This is a genomic window from Arthrobacter sp. Soil764, assembly GCF_001428075.1.
GTDB lineage: Bacteria > Actinomycetota > Actinomycetes > Actinomycetales > Micrococcaceae > Arthrobacter.
Genome location: NZ_LMSI01000012.1, coordinates 55,606 through 74,559, shown reverse-complemented (window position 1 = coordinate 74,559; position 18,954 = coordinate 55,606). Strand labels below are relative to the sequence as shown.

General features: G+C 66.3%; 13 protein-coding genes and 1 tRNA gene. 13 read left to right on the top strand and 1 reads right to left on the bottom strand.

Annotated elements, in window-relative coordinates; genetic code table 11:
- The first annotated feature begins 59 nt into the window (after nt 1-59).
- The 5 genes from ASG86_RS07930 (at nt 60) to ASG86_RS07910 (ending at nt 6,237) form a co-directional block, all read left to right on the top strand.
- Complete coding sequence (locus ASG86_RS07930) at nt 60-965, top strand: TatD family hydrolase (protein ID WP_056332298.1); 906 nt, start codon at nt 60-62, stop codon at nt 963-965.
- Between the two features lie 257 nt (nt 966-1,222).
- Complete coding sequence (locus tag ASG86_RS07925) at nt 1,223-2,416, top strand: resuscitation-promoting factor (RefSeq protein WP_235565134.1); 1,194 nt, start codon at nt 1,223-1,225, stop codon at nt 2,414-2,416.
- A 111-nt stretch (nt 2,417-2,527) separates the two neighbouring features.
- Nucleotides 2,528-3,400, top strand: coding sequence for a 16S rRNA (adenine(1518)-N(6)/adenine(1519)-N(6))-dimethyltransferase RsmA (rsmA, locus tag ASG86_RS07920; protein WP_056332293.1), 873 nt, complete (start codon nt 2,528-2,530; stop codon nt 3,398-3,400).
- Nucleotides 3,397-4,374 carry a 4-(cytidine 5'-diphospho)-2-C-methyl-D-erythritol kinase gene (locus tag ASG86_RS07915; protein WP_056332291.1) on the top strand — a complete coding sequence of 326 codons (978 nt, stop codon included), beginning with the start codon at nt 3,397-3,399 and terminating at the stop codon, nt 4,372-4,374. Before rsmA ends, ASG86_RS07915 begins: the two co-directional genes overlap by 4 nt.
- Before the next feature lie 33 nt (nt 4,375-4,407).
- On the top strand, nt 4,408-6,237 hold the full coding sequence (locus ASG86_RS07910; RefSeq protein WP_056332290.1) for an ABC-F family ATP-binding cassette domain-containing protein: 1,830 nt from the start codon (nt 4,408-4,410) through the stop codon (nt 6,235-6,237).
- 345 nt (nt 6,238-6,582) lie between these two features.
- On the opposite strand, the gene ASG86_RS07905 is transcribed toward ASG86_RS07910, so the two are convergent.
- Nucleotides 6,583-7,209, bottom strand: a complete 627-nt coding sequence (locus ASG86_RS07905) for a TetR/AcrR family transcriptional regulator (protein ID WP_056332288.1) — start codon at nt 7,207-7,209, stop codon at nt 6,583-6,585.
- A gap of 133 nt (nt 7,210-7,342) precedes the next feature.
- Between ASG86_RS07905 and ASG86_RS07900 the strand changes: the two genes are divergently transcribed.
- The 8 genes from ASG86_RS07900 to ASG86_RS07865 all read left to right on the top strand — a co-directional run bounded on the left by ASG86_RS07900 (nt 7,343) and on the right by ASG86_RS07865 (nt 18,952).
- Nucleotides 7,343-7,414, top strand: a tRNA-Gln gene (locus ASG86_RS07900).
- 101 nt (nt 7,415-7,515) lie between these two features.
- Nucleotides 7,516-8,994, top strand: a complete 1,479-nt coding sequence (gene glmU, locus ASG86_RS07895; protein ID WP_056332286.1) for a bifunctional UDP-N-acetylglucosamine diphosphorylase/glucosamine-1-phosphate N-acetyltransferase GlmU — start codon at nt 7,516-7,518, stop codon at nt 8,992-8,994.
- A 2-nt stretch (nt 8,995-8,996) separates the two neighbouring features.
- Nucleotides 8,997-9,977 (top strand): ribose-phosphate diphosphokinase, encoded by a 981-nt coding sequence (locus tag ASG86_RS07890; RefSeq protein ID WP_056332285.1) that lies wholly within the window; start codon nt 8,997-8,999, stop codon nt 9,975-9,977.
- Nucleotides 9,978-10,246: 269 nt separating this feature from the next.
- The gene (locus tag ASG86_RS07885) at nt 10,247-10,864 is read left to right on the top strand and encodes a 50S ribosomal protein L25/general stress protein Ctc (protein ID WP_056332283.1); all 618 of its coding nucleotides are present in this window, start codon (nt 10,247-10,249) and stop codon (nt 10,862-10,864) included.
- 106 nt (nt 10,865-10,970) lie between these two features.
- Entirely contained in the window at nt 10,971-11,576 is a 606-nt protein-coding gene (pth, locus tag ASG86_RS07880; protein WP_056332280.1) for an aminoacyl-tRNA hydrolase, read from the top strand.
- A gap of 109 nt (nt 11,577-11,685) precedes the next feature.
- Nucleotides 11,686-14,421: a helix-turn-helix transcriptional regulator gene (locus ASG86_RS07875; protein WP_056332278.1), complete on the top strand. Its 2,736-nt coding sequence runs from the start codon at nt 11,686-11,688 to the stop codon at nt 14,419-14,421.
- 52 nt (nt 14,422-14,473) lie between these two features.
- Nucleotides 14,474-17,065, top strand: a complete 2,592-nt coding sequence (locus ASG86_RS07870) for a helix-turn-helix domain-containing protein (protein WP_082566713.1) — start codon at nt 14,474-14,476, stop codon at nt 17,063-17,065.
- Between the two features lie 561 nt (nt 17,066-17,626).
- A complete protein-coding gene (locus tag ASG86_RS07865) occupies nt 17,627-18,952 on the top strand; it encodes a SufS family cysteine desulfurase (protein ID WP_056332275.1) in 1,326 nt (441 codons plus the stop codon).
- Nucleotides 18,953-18,954: the final 2 nt, after the last annotated feature.

The window sequence follows — 18,954 nt, the reverse complement described above, 5'->3', positions numbered from 1 at the left end:
CGTGCCTGACAGAGAGTTCCGGGAAATATAGGGGTACCTTCGGCCGATAGTGTGGGTGGATGTGCAATTCCTCGATTCCCGCCGCCTACCGGGTACCCGCCGACGAGCGGACTCCGGACCCTGACGCCCCGCGCCGGAAGGATTTCCCGCCCGCGCCCGAGCCCCTGCCGGTACCGGTCATGGACAACCACACCCACTTGGATTTCCCCGAAGGAAAGGGGCCCGTAGGGATCAAGGCTGCGCTGGATGCCGCGGCGGCCGTGGGGGTGCAGGGCGCCGTCCAGGTGGGCTGCGACCTGGAATCCTCACGGTTCACCGTAGAGGCGGTGGACCAGGACGAACGGCTCCTGGGGGCTGTGGCCCTGCATCCCAATGATGCTCCGCACTATGCGGCCCGCGGTGAACTGGAAACGGCCCTTGCCGAGATCGAACGCCTGGCCACGCATCCCCGGATCCGGGCCATCGGCGAAACCGGACTCGACTTCTACCGCACCCAAGGTGAGGGACTGGGCCACCAGGAGTATTCATTCCGCCGGCACATCGACATTGCCAAACGCCTGGACCTCACCCTCCAGATCCACGACCGGGACGCTCACGGCGACGTGGTGCGGGTGCTCCAGGAAGAGGGGGCCCCGGACAGGGTGGTGTTCCACTGCTTCTCCGGTGACGAGGACCTGGCGAAAACCTGCAACGAACAGGGCTGGTGGATGTCCTTTGCCGGCACGCTGACGTTCAGGAATGCCACGAACCTGCGCGCTGCGCTCGCCGTGGCGGACCGGGAGCTGCTCATGGTGGAAACGGATGCGCCGTTCCTGACGCCGCACCCGCACAGGGGACGTCCGAACGCCAGCTATATGGTCCCGTACACGGTTCGGAGCATGGCAGAATTGACAGGCTCCGACCTGGCTGGACTATGCACTGCGATCAGCGAAAATACCGTGCGGGCATACGGATCCTGGGACTGAGGTTCCTTCCGGCGTTTGCTGCTAGATGCATATCTGGTATGCAGAAATGTTGGCTGCTTTATAACGCTACGGTTACAGTGGGTAACTATTAGCCGGGGTCGGGGAAGGCCAACGGGTAATTTCACTCCAGTTGCAGCCGGCCCGGCCTGTCCAGAATCCGGCCATGCCGCTGTGCGGAGTGTGGCGGCGCACTGGTGCCCGGACCGTCCTTTTCAAGGTTGCTCCGGGCATTTTATTGCGCGTTTCCCCGTGCCCGGATGGACCGAGAGTTACGGGCAATCGTGATCAAGTTCTTCACATCGGACGGCAAGTTCAGCTATATCAAAGTTGGTGCCCAGCTGCTGGTGCTTTGCGGCCTGGTCGCGGGCCTCGTAGCCTTCGTGGGCAATAACAAAACAATCACGCTCAACGTGGACGGCAAAGCGTCGTCCGTGCAGTCCTTTGGCGGAACAGTGGAACAGGTGGTCAAGACCGCCAACCTGGAACTGAAGCCCGGCGACCGCGTATCGCCTTCCCTTGACGCGACCGTCCACAACGGCACGGTCATCAACATCAACCAGGCCAAGGAAGTCAAGGTCAGCCTTGACGGGGCTGAAAAGACGGTCAACACCACGGCCCAGGATGTCGAAGACCTGGTGACCGAACTCGGCGTCGCCAGTGCCTCGTCTGTTTCGGCCCCCAAGGATGCCACCCTCTCGCTGGCCGGTTCCTACGTTTCGATTTCCACCCCGAAGACCGTCAGCATCGTGGCTGACGGCAAGGTGAACACGGCCACCACTACTGCCCTTACCGTTGGCAAGGTACTGGAGGATTCCGGCGTGACCCTCGGCGCCAACGACCGCTCCTCGCAGCCGGCCAACGCCAACGTGGTGAACAACATGGTCATCAAGGTGTCCCGCGTGGACACCAGCCAAACGGCCGTCACCAGTGAAGGGGTGCCCTTCGAGACCGTTACCGTCGAAAGCGCTGACATGCTCAAGGGCGAGAAGGAAGTGACCCAGGCGGGCGCTGCCGGCAAGCTTGAGCGTACCTTCAAGCTGGTGCTCGTGGACGGCCGCGAAGCTTCCCGCACCCTGGTCTCAGAAAACGTGGCCGTGCAGCCCGTAACTGAGAAGATCACCGTCGGCACCAAGGCCAAGCCTGCTCCGCAGGCCGCACCTGCGGCACCTGCCGGCGCAAACACCGGAGCGGCAGCACCGGCCATGATGAATGAAGCCATGTGGGACAAGATTGCCCAGTGCGAGTCCACTGGAAACTGGAGCATTAACAGCGGCAACGGCTACTACGGCGGTCTCCAGTTCGACATCCGCACCTGGATCGGAGCCGGCGGCGGTGCCTACGCCCCCAACGCCAGCCTGGCCACCAAGGCACAGCAGATCGACATCGCCAACCGCGTTTACGCGCAGCGCGGCTTGTCGCCCTGGGGCTGCGGTTGGGCAGCAACCAGCTGATCCACAGCCCAAGCTCATACTGAACGGCCGTGGCCGGGCCCGGGTACTCCGGGCCCGGCCACAGCCGTTAATCCGGCAGGGCAGGGGTGCCGCGCGGGATAGGATACCTAGGTGACTGAACCGATCCCCGCCGTGCCCGCACCGTTGTTCGGTGCCTCCGACATACGCCGGATGGCAGAGGAAATCGGCATCAGGCCCACCAAGACCCTGGGCCAGAACTTTGTGATCGACGGCAACACGATTCGGCGGATTGTGGCCGCAGCGGGCGTGGGCCCGGACGAAACGGTGCTCGAAGTCGGTCCGGGGCTGGGGTCCCTCACCCTGGGGCTGCTTGACGCGGCAGCGGCAGTTGTCGCCGTCGAAATCGATCCCGTCCTTGCAGCAAAGCTTCCGGAAACCGTGCAGGAATGGCGGCCGGCCGCCGTCGACGCCTTCCACCTGGTCCACGCCGATGCCATGAAGGTCACCGAGCTGCCCGTGGAGCCCACGGCCCTCGTGGCCAACCTGCCCTACAACGTGGCGGTTCCGGTGGTGCTGCACCTGTTGCAGCACTTCCCCAGCCTGCGCCACGGCCTGGTGATGGTGCAGGACGAGGTGGCTGACCGGCTGGCCGCCGGCCCGGGCTCCAAAACCTACGGAGTGCCGTCGGTCAAGGCCGCCTGGTACAGCCAGATGCGCAAGGCCGGCGTGATCGGCATGAACGTTTTTTGGCCGGCCCCGAAAATCCATTCCGGGCTGGTGGCCTTCACCCGCCGCGAACCGCCGGCAACCACCGCCACGCGTGAGCAGGTGTTCGCCGTGGTGGATGCTGCGTTCGCCCAGCGCCGCAAGACGCTTCGGGCGGCCCTGGCCGGCTGGGCCGGGGGCGCCCCGGAAGCAGAGCGCTGCCTCCTCGCAGCCGGCGTCGACCCCACCGCACGCGGCGAGGTCATTGACATTGCCGCGTTCGCCCGGATTGCCGAAGCCAGGGAAAACCGCCCGTGAGCGCGGGACTTGAAAGGGCAGGCCGAGGGCGGTTCGCCGCCAGGACCGTCCGGGTCAAGGCGCCCGGCAAAGTCAATGTCTCCCTGGCCGTAGGCCCGCTCCGGCCCGATGGCTACCACTCCGTTGCCAGCGTCTATCTCGCAGTGTCCCTCTATGAGGAAGTGGCAGCGACCAGTACCGCCGCCCCCGGCATCACCATCAGCCTCAGCCCGGAAAGCACTCTGGACCTCGACGCCGTCGACATCCCCTTGGACGGCAACAACCTGGCCTATAAGGCGGCAGCCATTATGGCTGACGTCTCCGAGCACGCCACGGGCGTGCATCTGGAAATCACCAAGCGGGTTCCCGTGGCCGGCGGGATGGGCGGCGGCTCCGCCGACGCCGCCGCCACGCTCCTGGCCTGTGATGCGCTCTGGAACAGCGGGCTGTCACGGGAGGAACTGGCTCACCTGGCGTCCGAACTGGGGGCAGACGTCCCCTTCTCGCTCCTGGGCGGGACCGCCGTCGGCCTGGGCCTCGGCGATGAACTGTCCCCGGCACTGGCCAAGGCGCAGACCCACTGGGTGCTGGTGGTGGCCGACTATGGCCTGTCCACCCCGGAGGTGTACCGGACACTGGACCGGCTGCGGGCGTCCGAAGGGGTCGATGCGGGTGAGCCCACAAGCGTGGATCCGCAGATCCTGACGGCGCTGCGGGGCGGGGATGCCGAATCGTTGAGCCGGGTGTTGGTGAATGACCTGCAACGGGCTTCCATTGAATTGTCGCCCGCCCTGCGCGATACGCTGGGAATCGGCGAATCCCATGGGGCCATCGCAGGAATCGTTTCCGGTTCCGGCCCCACCGTGGCTTTGCTGGCTGATGACTCCGTTGCGGCGGAGGCGCTGGCGGAGGACCTGCAGCACTACGGCCTGACAGCCCTCCCCGTCCACGGCCCGGTCCCGGGCGCGCGCATCATCTCTGACACCCTCCTTTAAAACGTACAGTCCGGCAGCAGAAAGCAGTTCCCTTTGGCACACCTTCTTGGCGGCGAGAACCTCACGGTTTCCTACGCAACCCGCACCGTCCTGGACGGCATCACCCTGGGACTGGAGGAGGGGGACCGGATCGGCATGGTGGGCCGCAACGGTGACGGCAAGTCCACCCTGATGCGGCTGCTGGCCCTGCGCTCCACCCCGGATTCCGGCCGGGTCACCAAACGCGGCGACGTCAACGTGGGGTACCTGGACCAAAGCGACGTGCTCGACGGCGACCTCACAGTGGGTGCCGCCATCGTGGGTGACCAGGCCGACTACGAATGGGCGCGCAACCCGCAGATCCGCGAAATCATGGGCGGCCTGGTGTCCGACGTCGACTGGCACGCCAACGTCCACGCCCTCTCCGGCGGCCAGAAGAGGCGCGTGGCCCTCGCCAAGCTGTTGATCGAGGACCACGACGTCATCATGCTGGATGAGCCCACCAACCACCTCGACGTCGAGGGTGTGGCCTGGCTTGCCCGGCACCTGAAGACGCGCTGGCGCGCCAACCAGGGCGCCTTCCTGGTGGTCACCCACGACCGCTGGTTCCTGGACGAAGTCTGCACCAAGACCTGGGAGGTGCACGACGGGATCGTGGACCCCTTCGAAGGCGGCTACGCGGCGTACGTCCTGGCCCGCGCGGAACGCGACCGGATGGCGTCCGTGGTGGAAGGCAAGCGCCAGCAGCTGGTCAAGAAGGAGCTCGCCTGGCTTCGCCGGGGCGCTCCGGCCCGTACTGCCAAGCCGAAGTTCCGGATCGAGGCGGCCAACGCGCTCATCGCTGACGTTCCCGCTCCGCGTGATTCCATGGCCTTGAGCAGGATGGCCACGGCGCGCCAGGGCAAGGATGTGCTGGACCTCGAGCACGTATCCCTCAACTTCCAGGGCAGCGACGACGGCCGGAAGCTTTTCGACAACATCACCCTTCGCCTGGCCCCGGGGGAGCGCCTGGGCCTGGTGGGCGTCAACGGCGCCGGCAAGACCACCCTCCTGAAGCTGCTCAACGGCGAGATCACGCCCGACGCCGGCAAGCTGAAGCGGGGAAAGACGGTGGTCACCGCCGTCCTCACCCAGGAAGTCAAGGAGCTCGACGACGTCGCCGACCTGCGCGTCATTGAGGTGATTGAGCGGGAAAAGCGTTCCTTCAACGTCGGCGGCAAGGAATTCAGCGCCAGCCAGTTGGTGGAGCAGCTCGGCTTCACGAACGAAAAACAGTGGACGCCGGTCAGGGACCTGTCCGGTGGTGAACGGCGCCGCCTGCAGCTCCTGCGCCTCCTGGTGGGTGAACCCAACGTGCTGATGCTCGATGAGCCCACCAACGACCTGGACACCGACACCCTCGCCGCCGTCGAGGACGTACTGGACGGCTGGCCCGGCACGCTGGTGGTGGTCAGCCACGACCGCTACCTGCTCGAACGCGTCACCGACCACCAGATGGCGCTGCTCGGCGACGGCAAGCTCCGCGGACTGCCCGGCGGCGTTGACCAGTACCTTGAACTGCGCGAAGCCGCCCTGGCCGGTTCCACCGTGACCGGCGGCGGAAACCCGGCCACCAGCGGTGGCCAAGGCCAGCAGCCGGCCGGCCGGACCGGACCATCCGAAGCCGAGAAGCGGGACGCCCGCAAGGCCCTCAACAGGATTGAGCGGCAGCTCAAGAAGCTGGACCAGCAGGAGAGGAAGCTCCACGACGACATGGTCAAGAGCACGGAGCAGTCCGACTTCGACGCCCTCGCCGAACAGAACAGGCAGCTCAAGGACCTGGCCGACGAAAAGGACACCCTGGAACTGGAGTGGCTGGAGTCCTCCGAACTCCTCGGCGACTGAGGCACCTTGGTTGGGTCCGGAACCGGCCCTTCGACGTCGCTTAGACACAACGTGTAGAGGGCTTTCCGGTCGCTGGGCGACCTTCAAGCCCTGACACGTCGCGATGCGCGACTTTCCGAAGGCCCGCCTCCGGAAAGTCGCGCCGGCTTCCAGCGTGGCCGCCGATCTGAACGTGAGGTCCGGCACGAGCGGCGCAGGAGACCTTCGCGTAGGAGCGCATCGCGGCGCATCGTGATGTGGAGGTCGCCCAGCGACCGGAGCGTCACCTATGCGTTGTGTCTAAGCGACGGCGAAGGGCTCCTGTGCCGCGAAGGTGATCACAGCGCCTGCGAAGGTGACCTTAGCTCACCCTTCGCTCTGCAGCTCCGGGTCCTTCTTCAGGCCGGTCAGGCCGTTCCAGGCCAGGTTGACCAGGTGCGCGGCGACGGTGTGCTTGTCCGGCTGTCGGCTGTCCTGCCACCACTGGCCGGTCATGGCCACCATGCCCACGAGCATTTGGGCGTACATGGCGCCGTCCTCGCCGCTGAGGCCGCGGCGGGAGAACTCCTCGGAGAGGATGTGTTCCACGCGGGCGGTGACGTGGGAGAGCAGGGTGGAGAAGGCGCCCTCCGGCTGGGACGGGGGAGCGTCGCGCATCAGGATCCGGAAGCCCTCGGTGCGTTCCTCGATATAGGTCAGCAGGGCCAGCGCGGCGCGTTCGACGAGGACGCGGGGTTTGGCTTCCTCGGTGAGCGCCGCGGTGATCGCGTCCAGGAGGATGTGGAATTCACAGTCCACCACTTCGGTATACAGGCCTTCCTTTGAACCGAAGTGTTCGTAGATGACCGGCTTGGACACTCCGGCGCAGGCAGCGATTTCCTCGATGGTGGTCCCGTCCAGGCCGCGGACGGCGAAAAGGCCGCGCCCGACGTCGATCAGCTGGCGTCGGCGCTGCAGGCCCGTCATCCGCATCCGTGGAAGGTTGTTGCTCACCTTCCCATCATGCCCCACTGCCGCCGGCGGGATTCCGCCGGGCCGGCAGGAACGGAATGGCCCGTGTCGCGCGGCGGCCTGAACCCATGGCAAAATAGGGACTTGTGCCCGGGCCTCGAGTCCTTCGGCACGGTCCGCTCTGGTGTAACGGCAGCACCCCGGCCTTTGGAGCCGTGGAGTATAGGTTCGAATCCTATGGGCGGAACTGCTGCGCAAAAGCGATCATGAGGATGGCATCCGGTGCCCGGCGGGCTGACCGCCGGACGCCGCACAGCGTGAGCACAATCAAGCAAGGAGAGCCCGTACGTGATCCCCGAGAATACCGGCCCGGCCGCTGTAATCGTTCTGGCAGCAGGCGCCGGTACCCGGATGAAGTCGCGGACACCGAAAATCCTCCACGAAATCGGCGGCCTGTCCATGGTGGGCCACGCACTCCGGGCCGCCCGCAGCATCAACCCGCAGCGGCTGGCCATTGTGGTGCGCCACGAACGCGACCTGGTGGAAAGCCATGTCGCCGCCCTGGATCCGCAGGCAGTGATCGTGGACCAGGACGACGTTCCCGGGACCGGCCGTGCCGTGGAGGCCGCGCTCCAGGCACTGCACGCCGAACAGGACCTGGCGGGCACCGTCGTGGTCACTTACGGCGACGTGCCCCTTCTCTCCGGGGAACTGCTCACCGAACTCGTGGCCACCCACGAACGTGACGGCAACGCCGTGACAGTCCTGACGGCAGTCCTTGACGACGCCACCGGCTACGGCCGGATCCTGCGCGGCGACGACGGCTCCGTTACCGGCATCCGTGAACACAAGGACGCCACCGGGGCCGAGCGGCTGATCCGGGAGGTCAACTCCGGAATCTACGCCTTTGACGCCGCGGTGCTCCGCGAGGCCTTGGGCAAGGTCACCACCGACAACGCCCAGGGTGAGAAATACCTCACGGACGTGCTGGGGCTGGCCCGCGAGTCAGGCGGCCGGGTGGCTGCCGTGGTCACCGCCGACCGCTGGCAGGTGGAGGGTGCCAACGACCGCGTGCAGCTTGCCGCCCTCGGCGCCGAGCTGAACCGGCGCACCGTGGAAGCCTGGATGCGGGCCGGCGTCACCGTCGTCGATCCCGCAACCACCTGGATCGATTCCTCCGTCACCCTGGACGAGGACGTCCGCCTCCTGCCCAACACCCAGCTGCACGGCGCCACCTCCGTGGCCAGGGACGCCGTCGTGGGCCCCGACACCACCCTGACCGACGTCACCGTGGGTGAGGGCGCCACGGTGATCCGCACCCACGGTTCCGGCTCCGTGATCGGCCCGCGCGCCGCCGTCGGCCCCTTCACGTACCTTCGCCCCGGCACGGTTCTGGGCGAAAAGGGGAAAATCGGCGCCTTCTATGAAACCAAGAACGTCACTATCGGCCGCGGCTCCAAGCTGTCCCACCTGGGCTATGCCGGCGACGCCGAAATCGGCGAGGACACCAACATTGGCTGTGGAAACATCACAGCCAATTACGACGGCGAGAAGAAGCACCGCACGGTCATCGGCTCGGGCGTCCGTACAGGCTCCAATACCGTCTTTGTTGCCCCGGTCACCGTGGGGGACGGCGCCTACAGCGGCGCCGGCGCGGTGATCCGCAAGGACGTACCGGCAGGCGCGCTGGCGCTGAGCGTTGCCGCCCAGCGCAACGCCGAAGGATGGGTCCCCGCGCACCGGCCGGGAACCCGCTCCGCCGAACTGGCCCAGGCGGCCACCAAAGACTCCTCAAGTACCCCGGCATCTACAGAAGAGGGCAAGTAACAATGAGTGAAATTACGGCGCACGGCGAGAAGAAGCTGGTGCTCGCCACTGGGCGGGCCCATCCCGAGCTTGCCCGGGAAATCGCCAAGGAACTCGGCACTGACCTCCTTCCCGTCGATGCCTACGACTTCGCCAACGGCGAGATCTACGTCCGGGCCGGCGAGAGCGTGCGCGGCACCGATGCCTTCGTGATCCAGGCCCACCCCGCACCGCTGAACAATCACCTCATGGAACAGCTGATCATGATCGATTCGCTGAAGCGGGCCTCCGCCAAGCGCATCACCGTGGTTTCGCCGTTCTACCCCTACGCCCGGCAGGACAAGAAGGGCCGCGGCCGCGAGCCCATCTCCGCCCGCTTGGTGGCGGACCTCTACAAGACTGCCGGTGCGGACCGGATCATGAGCGTGGACCTGCACACCTCCCAGATCCAGGGTTTCTTCGACGGGCCGGTGGACCACCTGATGGCCATCCCGCTCCTGGCGGACTACATCCGTACCCGCGTTGATGCCGAGAACATCACCGTGGTGTCCCCGGACACCGGCCGCGTCCGGGTGGCAGAGCAGTGGGCTGAGCGGCTGGGCGGCGCGCCCCTCGCTTTCGTCCACAAGAGCCGCGACCTCACTGTCCCCAACCAGGCTGTCTCCAAGACCGTGGTGGGCCAGATCGAGGGACGCACCTGCGTGCTGATTGATGACATGATCGATACCGGCGGAACCATCTCCGGCGCCGTCACGGTCCTGAAGAACGCCGGCGCCAAGGATGTCATCATCGCCGCAACGCACGCCGTCTTCTCGGATCCGGCCGCGCGCCGTCTCTCCGAGTCCGGCGCACGCGAAGTAGTGGTCACCAACACCCTGCCGCTGAATTCCTCGCAGCAGTTCCCGCAGCTGACGGTCCTTTCGATCGCACCGCTGATTGCCAGGGCCATCCGCGAAGTGTTCGACGACGGCTCCGTCACCAGCCTCTTCGACGGCAAGGCCTAAGCACCAGACCCGGACGGGTCCTGCTCCCGGCGGCTGCCGCCCAGCCGCTGCGGGGCAGGACCCGTTTTCAGTATTCCGTTCCGGCGCTGGTAGGATTGTCAGCGATACCTTGGCGAGGGAGGGCACAGCCTCCGTTATCGACTGGGTCTGAACAGTCCTTCAGCTGAAGGACTGCCTTCTTGAAGGGCCGCCATCCGGCGCCCGGCGTTGAAGGTCACACCAGACCTCCGCCCTTGCTGAACACCGTTTAGTCTTTCAAGGAGATATCCATGTCTGAGCAGAAGCTCGCAGCAGAACTGCGCACCGAATTCGGCAAGGGCTACGCCCGCCGCGCCCGGATGAACAACCAGATCCCCGCCGTCATCTACGGCCACGGTGCAGAGCCCATCCACGTCACCCTGCCGGCGAAGGCCACCACCCTGGCCGTCCGCACCGCCAACGCCCTGCTGTCCCTGGACATCAACGGTGAAGGCCACCTGGCCCTGGTCAAGGACGTCCAGCGCGATCCCGTAAAGCAGATCATCGAGCACATCGACCTCCTGACCGTTCGCCAGGGCGAGAAGGTCACGGTTGACGTTCCGGTCCACGTTGAAGGCGAAACCGCTCCCGGCACCGTTCACAACCTGGAACTGACCGTTGTATCCCTCGAGGCTGAGGCAACGCACCTGCCCGAGTCCGTCGTCGTCAGCATCGAAGGCCGTGGCGCCGGCGAGCACATCCACGCCTCGGACCTGGTCCTGCCCAAGGGTTCCGCTCTCCTGACCGACGCAGAGGCTCTCGTGGTGAATATCTCCGAGGCCACCGCTACAGAGGAAGAGACCGAAGCTGCAGAGGCAGCCGAGGCAGCAGAGGAAGCTCCCGCAGCCGAAGAAGCAGCAGCAGAGTAATTACCCGGCAATTCCTGACAGTGGCCGGACCCCAAGGGTCCGGCCACTGTCATGTCCGCAGGCCGGGCTTCATGTCCGCCAAGACCGCCCCCATAGGATTGACTCCATGACAGATACCTGGCTGATCGTCGGACTCGGCAACCCAGGCGCGCAATACCAAGGCAACCGGCACAACGTGGGCCAGATGGTGCTCGATGAACTTGCCGCCCGCGTTGGGGCCGGGTTCAAGACCCACAAGGCCCGTGCCCAGGTCCTTGAAGGCCGGCTGGGCATCGGTGGTCCGCGGGTGGTGCTGGCAAAGCCGATGAGCTACATGAATGTCTCCGGCGGCCCGGTCTCCGCCCTGGCCAATTTCTACGGAATCACTGAGGACCACGTCGTGGCCGTCCACGACGAGATCGACATCCCGTTCAATACAGTCAAGCTCAAGCTCGGTGGCGGCGAGGGCGGCCACAACGGGTTGCGGGACATCTCCAAGGCCCTGGGCACCAAAGACTACCTGAGGGTCCGGGTAGGGGTGGGAAGGCCGCCCGGCAGGATGGACACCGCTGACTACGTGCTGCGTGATTTCGGCACTGCGGAACTGAAGGAACTGCCCTTCCTGCTGGACGATGCAGCCGATGCCGTCGAGCTCCTGCTGCGTGACGGGCTGACTGTCGCCCAGCAGAGGTTCCACCCGGCCAAGTCGGGATCACAACAGCCGGAATCGTAAAAGTTCCCTTTGACCCTATTTCCTTGTCAGTGCCACGGGGTACTCTTCTTCCTATGCGGGGGAGCAATGGGGCTACATCCCGCTATTGCAGGATGTAGGGGAAAAGTTCATGTCAATCGAGCCACTCAGCTGGGGACGTGGGTCAACACCTCAGGGTGACCTGCTGCCCACGCCAACCTCCGCGGCGCCGGAGGGCCAGCAATGGTCCATGCCTGCACGAAGCGCCAACCTCGACGCCGCCCGCACCGCCCTGACCAGCGAGGACTCCCTGGGAGCCGTCATCACCGGTGCCAGGGGTGTGGGTAAGTCCTCCCTTGCGCGCGCGGCTGTGGCAGACCTGGGTCCCGATGTCTGGTCGCTGCAGCTCCGGAGCGGCCCCTCCGGTTCCAACACCCCGTACGGCTGCCTCTCGTTCCTGCTGGCCCGGCTGCCGCAGGCCTACATGGGCTCGCCCACCGCCATTCTGCGTGGCATCACCTCGCTTATCCGCAGTGACGCCGCGGGCCGGCCCTGCGTCATTACCCTGGACACCTCCGCCTGTATCGACGACATGAGCGCCGGGGTGCTGTTGAATGTCCTGTTGACCGGTACGGCGAAGATCATCGCCGTCGCTCCGAACGCCAGCGACCTGCCTGCGGACTTCCACTGGCTGCTGACCGAGCGGAAGCTGACGGAGGTGAGGCTCAACAACCTCAACGAGCTGCAAACCCGGCAGGTCCTGCTGTCATTGCTGGGGCACCGTGTCGCTTCCTCCCTGGTTACCACCTACCACCAGATGGTGGGCGGAAACCCCCTGCTGCTCAAAGCCCTGGTCACCGAACAGCAGCTCTCCGGGAACCTTGTCCTGTCAGATTCGGTGTGGACGCTGCGGGACAAGGTGGTGCTCGACGGCGCTGCCAGCCTTGACGACATCGTCCGCTCGCGCTGGTCCCGGGAGACACCCGGGACGCGGGACGTCATCGAAATGCTTTCCTGTGCCCGGCGGGTGGAACTGGCCGGCCTCACCGCGATATACGGCGCGGATGTGGTTGCGGACATGGAGGACGGCGGCCTGCTGGAGATCGACGACTCCGAGCACCGCTGGGTGTCGCTGCGGGAGAAATACATCGGAGACGTCGTCAGGACCTGGCTGAGCATCTCCCGGCGCCGGGAGCTGCGCAGCATGTTGCTGGGCGGCCAGGAGCCGGATCCGGCGGCCATGACCGTGGAAGAGCTCATGTCTTTCGCCGCCTGGACCCATGAGTGCGAGGCCGAACTGAGTCCGGCGCTGGCGCTCGCAGCCGCCCAGGCCGCAGTCCAGCTCTTCGACCCCCGCTTCGCCCTGACCTACGCCGAGATGGTTCAGCGGACCCACGCCGGGTGGGCACCGGCGCAACGGCAAAAGGCTGCGGCGTACCTTCAGCTGGACATGCCGGACCAGGCCCTTTCTGCCCTGGATGCCATTTCCCGGCCCGAACTCGAAGCCCTTGAACCCCAGGAGTACGCGGAGGTGGTCGCCGCCAAGGCGCGGGTCATGCTCTGCATTCCAAACCAGGCGGGCAAGGTCCGGGAACTGCTCGCCGCGGCGCGCGAACGGCTTGAGGCTGCGGACAACAACTCTTCCTGGCCTGAACCCGCAGCGGTTGCGGCAAACCGTATCTCCTTGAGTGAGTTCGAATACCAGGCCCATGCGGGCGATTACGAGGCCATGATCCCGGCACTCGAGCGGGCGGCCGATCCGTCCGCCAACCCCGACACCGGGTTCCGGCTCCAGTCCGCAGTCATCCTGATGAGCGCACTCGCCCTGACCGGGCGCGAGATGGATGCGCTGGGGCTCATGCGAAAGCTCGGTGGCCAGCTCACCGACGCCTCGCACGTCGTGGGCCTCCGCGAACGCTATGCCAGGGAGGCTTACTTCGTCGCGCTGATCACTGGCCAGTGGCGGCGCTGCATCGACCTCCTCAGCCCCTTCAGCACGGGGCAGACCCACCGGCTTCCATACCGCAGCGCCGCCACCGAACTCGCGGCCGGCGTGGCCTTTGTCTTCTCCGGCCGGGGTGAGGCAGCCCTGGAGCCGTTGATCTCCGCTGCTGCCCAGCTTGAGTTGCAGCCTGTCCAGGCCGCGCTACGGACCGCCTATGCGGCTACGGCTTTGGCTTACGCCCAGACCGGCAATGCCGCACTCGCCCGCAAGTACCTGGCCAAACTGCAGAGGACACCCGGCAGGGCAGGGTTCGCCACGGAGAGCATCATCGATTTTTGTTCGCTCGTGGCCGGGCGCTGGCTGGGCGATTCGGAGGCAGTGGCAGCCCTGAAGCAAGGGGCCCGCCGGAACCTTGAGGCGGGCAGGCACACGGTTGCCGGCATCTACCTGCTGGCGGCAACCGTGAATGGCAGCGACGCGGACTTCCGCCTCCTCGAGGAGATCGCCGGCCACCGGCAGGGTCCGCTGGCGGACGTTTCGCGGTTGATCGCCGTCGGCAGCAGGACAAAGGATGCCAAAACCCTTCTTGCCGGCGGTGAAATCGCAGCAACGCTCGAACTCGATGCCGTTGAGGCCCGGTGCATGGCGCTGGCGGTGGACTTTGCGCGGCAGGCCGGGGACTCGCTTTCGGCGAGGACGGCGCAGGCGCGGCTGGACATCCTGGCCGCAACTGTCGCCAACCTTCCCATCGTTCCCAGCAGCGGGAGCCCGCTGCTGACCAGCCGGGAACGGCAGATCGCCCGGATGGCCGGCCGCGGCGTCTCCAACCGTGACATCGCCATGGAAATGGGTGTTTCCGTGCGCACGGTGGAAGGCCACCTGTATCAGGTCTTCACCAAGCTTGGCGTGACTTCAAGGGGTGATCTGACTGGACTCGTCTAATGGCCACAAGCCGGCCACTGCGCACCGGCTCCTTACCGGACGGAGGGAGCCGGTGGACCGCATCTGCACCATGGTCCGCAATGGAACCCACCGGGCCGTTTTCATCATGGCCGGCCCGGGCATTGGAAAGTCGGCGGTCACTGATGCCGTAACCGAGCGCCTTGCCGGCAACATGAAAATCCTGCGCATCCACGCCAGTTCGGCCCTGGCCGGCGTGCCGTTCGGGGTCCTGACCCCCTATACGGGGGAACTCACTGCCGAGGAGTCCGTCTCACCCGTCGCGGTGCTTCGTTCCATGTGGTCATACTTCGAGAAGCTCAAGGCCGGCCACGCGGGAGCGGTCCTGCTGGCAGTGGACGATGCCCACCACCTGGATGACGCTTCCGCAGGGGTGCTGGCCGAAGTGATATCCGCCGGGTGGGCAACAGTGGTTGCAGCCGCCAGGCCGCGGCCGGGCCTGCCGCAGCCGCTGGACCAACTCTGGTATGACGGCCTGGCAGAACGCGTGGACCTCCGGCCCCTCAACCGGGAACAGATTGAAGAGGTCCTGGCCCACGTCCTTGACGGGACCGTACCCGATGCAACAGTGGATTCCATCTGGAACGCATCAAGCGGCAACCCCCGGATCCTGGACGCCCTGCTGCACGACGCCGCTGAAGCCGGCGTCCTCGCCAAGCGCAACGGAATCTGGATGCTGCTGGGCCAACTGCCCGCGGACGGGGTCCGGCTGGCAGGCGTGGTTGCCAAAGACCATCTCCGCCGCCGCACTGAGGAGCAGGAAGCCCTGAAACTCATCGCCCTTGCCGGACCTGTCGGCAGGAAGGTCATCGAAGACATCAGCGGGGCGGCAGTGGTCCGGTCCCTGCTGGACCAGCAGATCATCGTCGAAGCGCCCGGCATCCCCGCCGAGCTTTCCATCTGGAACGGGCTCTTTGCCGGCGCCATCAGGAACACCGTGTCGGTATCCCGCAGCCTCCAGTTGCTGGAGAAGGTCAAGGCCCGCCAGGACCCCACCCAGTTGCAGGGGGAGGGCCGGTTGCGGGCCGTGGAGTGGGCCCTGGAGTGCGGCGTCAGGGTCAGTGACGACGAGATGCTGGCAGCGGCCAAAGAGGCCCTGTTGAGGTTCCGCAACCACAGCGCACGTTCCATTGCGGCCCGGATCCAGGATCCCGCCATGGTTCCGCTGGCCCAGGCCATCCAGGCGCGGGCGCTGTATAACGAGGGTGCGTACCGGGAAGCCGCTGCCCTCCTTGACGAATGCTGGCTCCCGCTCGCTGAAGACCCCCAGGGACCGGCCGTCCTGCTGCTCCGCGTCTGGGCCCATCAGGCCAGCGGCCATCCCCTGGGGATGACCGCAGAGGACGTGGAACAGCACGCGCCGCTTTCCGGACCCGGCGACACGAGCTGGCAGGAGGGACTCCTGCACCTGCTGCACCTTGGTGCGGAGGTGAACTTCCAGGTTCTGAACAATGAAGTGGACGCGATGCGGAAGCAGAACCCGGCAGAAGCCGGGGAGCCCCTCCGCGCCCTGGCCGAGGGTCTCCTGGCCCATGCCCTCGTCTCGGCGGGGCGCCCCGTCCAGGGATTGGAGGCCGCATTGCTGGCAGCCTCTGAACTTCCCCCGCTCGAAGGGAGCCTGTTCTTCTTTCCCGAGTTTGTCCTGGGACGGCTCGTGTCCGACTACCTGGCCATGGGTGAATGGGAGTCCGCGGAGCGGGAGATCAACCATTACGCCGCCGGACACGCAGCCGGCGCCGCCACGTTCAACGGCAGCCTGCAACTGCTGCGGGGATACTCGCTGCTGCGGCAGGGCCGGATGGAACGCGCCTATCAGGTCCTGCTGCCCGCCGTGGAGGCGCTCCGGCTCAACGATCCCTTGCAGCTGTACCGTTTCGGCACCGCGCTTGGCTTCTACGCTGCAGCCAGGCTTGGCGACACCGAGCAGGCACAGCGCCTGGAACAGGATCACAAGGACGCCGACGCCGGCTGGCCGGCGCACGATCTCCTTGCCGAAGCCTACATGGCAGCGGCCGCCGAATACCTGATTCGTGACGGCAAGGGCCTGGCCGCGCTGCAGACGCTGATGACCACCACCGAGGCCTCCGCCAGGACAGGGAACTTCCTTGAAATCCTGACCATGTGCTGGGACCTTGGGGACCCCTCCGTGATTCCCCTGGTGCAGTCAACAGCGCTTGGGGTGGAAGGCCGTTGGGCAGAGGCACTGCTCACCCTGGCCACGGCCTGGGAACATGCCGACGGCGACACCCTGATGGCTACGGCTGCCTCGCTGGAGGAGGCAGGCTTCGTCAACCTCGCCCGTGAAGCCTACGCCCGTGCCAGCACCATACTGGAACAGGCCGGGGAACGCCGCCGCTCACGGCAGGCCGTTGCCCAGCGCGAAAAGTGCGACCACGAACTGGGGGAGCGGTTCCGTGAAGGACGCTTCATCGCCGCGGCGCCCACAGTGCGGCTTACCAGGCGGGAACAGGACATCGTCGAGCTGGCAGTGCAGGGCCTGACCGACCGCGAGATCGCGCAGCGGCTCATGGTCTCCGTCCGCACCGTGGAAGGCCACCTGTACCGCACCTACGTCAAGCTCGGGGTCCGCAGCCGCGACGAGTTGGAAGCGGCCCTGCCAAAGTAGTCCCTGGCCTTCGAGCGCCTCTGCCGCACCCCTGTGCCATCACGCTGCTGTGCCGCCGCACCGCTGCCCGGTAACCTGCCGATGGACCGTTGGTCGGAACGTGCCGCCGCTGGCTGCCCGGGCGCGCCTGGTGACTGCCCGGGGAAACCCACCGCCGGGCCGCCGTCGGGCCATATGTGCCACTCACGCCACGGCGGATGGTGTCCGGGAGAACCTACCCCCGTAGTGCGCCTGCCGGGATTCGAGTACACCCTACTCGTGTACGGAAGGGCCCCACGGGATGTACTTAAGGAGGCAAAGCAAAGCGGCGGACCGGAAGCCGCGGAGCAGCCACACAGGACATTGAGGCCCTCTCAACTTCCGGTCCCCAGGGACCGGGCCAAGACGGGGCCGGCGACGTCAGAGTCTTCTGAGACCGAGACTCTCCCCCCAGCCGTCGCCGGCCCTCTGCTCCCTCGGCTGAAGCCCGGGGCAGCGGTGGCGGCCGCCCCTCCCGGGCGGCCGCCACAGCCGTGTGTGGGACAATTGGGTGTCAGACATTGGCAGCCCAAGGAGTTCGTTTTGGCCGTAGTATCAACGCCAGCCACACTGGAACGTGCCGTGCCTGTCATGGATAACGCCGAGGTGCTGCGCATCCGCAATGACTTCCCGGTCCTCAACCAGCTGGTGAACGGACAACCGCTGGTGTACCTCGACTCCGGGGCCACGTCGCAGAACCCCGTCAGCGTCATCGAAGCCGAGCAGGAATTCTACGAGCAACGCAACGCTGCCGTGCACCGGGGCGCCCACCACCTTGCCGTGGAGGCAACCGAAGTCTTCGAAGATGCCCGGCAGACCATAGCGGACTTCATCGGTGCCGATTACGAGGAAACCATCTGGACCTCGAACGCCACGGAGGGACTGAACCTCCTGTCCTACGCGCTGTCCAATGCCGGGCTGTGGGCTGCGCAGGGCCGCGGCGACCAGCGGCTCCGGGAGCTGGCCCCGGGGCCGGGGGACGAAATCGTGGTGACCGAGATGGAGCACCATGCCAACCTGATTCCATGGCAGGAACTGGCCTTCCGCACCGGCGCCACGCTCCGCTACATCCCGATCGGGGACGACGGCAACCTCCGGATGGACCAGGCCGGCGGGATTATTGGCCCGCGCACCAAGGTCCTTGCCTTCACGCATGCTTCCAACGTCCTGGGAATCATCAACCCGGTAAAGGAGCTGGCAGCCCTCGGCCACGCAGCCGGCGCCCTGGTTGTCCTGGACGCCTGCCAGTCAGCGCCACACCTGCCCTTGAACGTCAAGGCACTCGACGTGGACTTTGCGGTCTTCTCCGGCCACAAGATGCTCGCCCCCACGGGAATTGGCGTGCTGCACGGGCGGCAGGAGCTTCTGGACATCCTCCCGCCGTTCCTGACCGGCGGGTCGATGATCACCACCGTCACCATGGAACGGGCCGAATACCTGCCGGCACCCCAGCGCTTCGAGGCCGGCACCCAGCGCATCTCCCAGGCAGTGGCCCTCGCGGCCGCAGCGAACTACCTGACCGAAACCGGGCTGGACCGGATCCATGCCTGGGAAGCCGGACTGGGCCAGCGCATGGTGGCGGGGCTGGAGTCCATCCCCGGCATCCGTGTCCTGGGTCCGGCAGCCGGAAAGGAACGGATCGGCCTTGCCGCGTTCGACGTCGAAGGCGTCCACGCCCATGACGTGGGGCAGTTCCTGGATTCCCGGGGCATCGCAGTGCGCGTGGGACATCACTGCGCCCAGCCGCTGCACCGCCGGCTTGGACTGACCGCCACCACCCGGGCCAGCGCCTACCTCTACAACACCACGGACGACGTGGACCGCTTCCTTGAAGCCGTAGCCGGCGTCCGTGCCTACTTCCGCGCCTAGCG

Excerpts from the sequence above, each read along its gene's own strand:
- ASG86_RS07930 (WP_056332298.1), top strand. The coding sequence starts at position 60 with ATGTGCAATTCCTCGATTCCCGCCGCCTACCGGGTACCCGCCGACGAG.
- ASG86_RS07875 (WP_056332278.1), top strand. The coding sequence starts at position 11,686 with ATGTCAATCGAGCCACTCAGCTGGGGACGTGGGTCAACACCTCAGGGT.
- pth (WP_056332280.1), top strand. The coding sequence starts at position 10,971 with ATGACAGATACCTGGCTGATCGTCGGACTCGGCAACCCAGGCGCGCAA.
- ASG86_RS07885 (WP_056332283.1), top strand. The coding sequence starts at position 10,247 with ATGTCTGAGCAGAAGCTCGCAGCAGAACTGCGCACCGAATTCGGCAAG.
- ASG86_RS07890 (WP_056332285.1), top strand. The coding sequence starts at position 8,997 with ATGAGTGAAATTACGGCGCACGGCGAGAAGAAGCTGGTGCTCGCCACT.
- ASG86_RS07925 (WP_235565134.1), top strand. The coding sequence starts at position 1,223 with ATGGACCGAGAGTTACGGGCAATCGTGATCAAGTTCTTCACATCGGAC.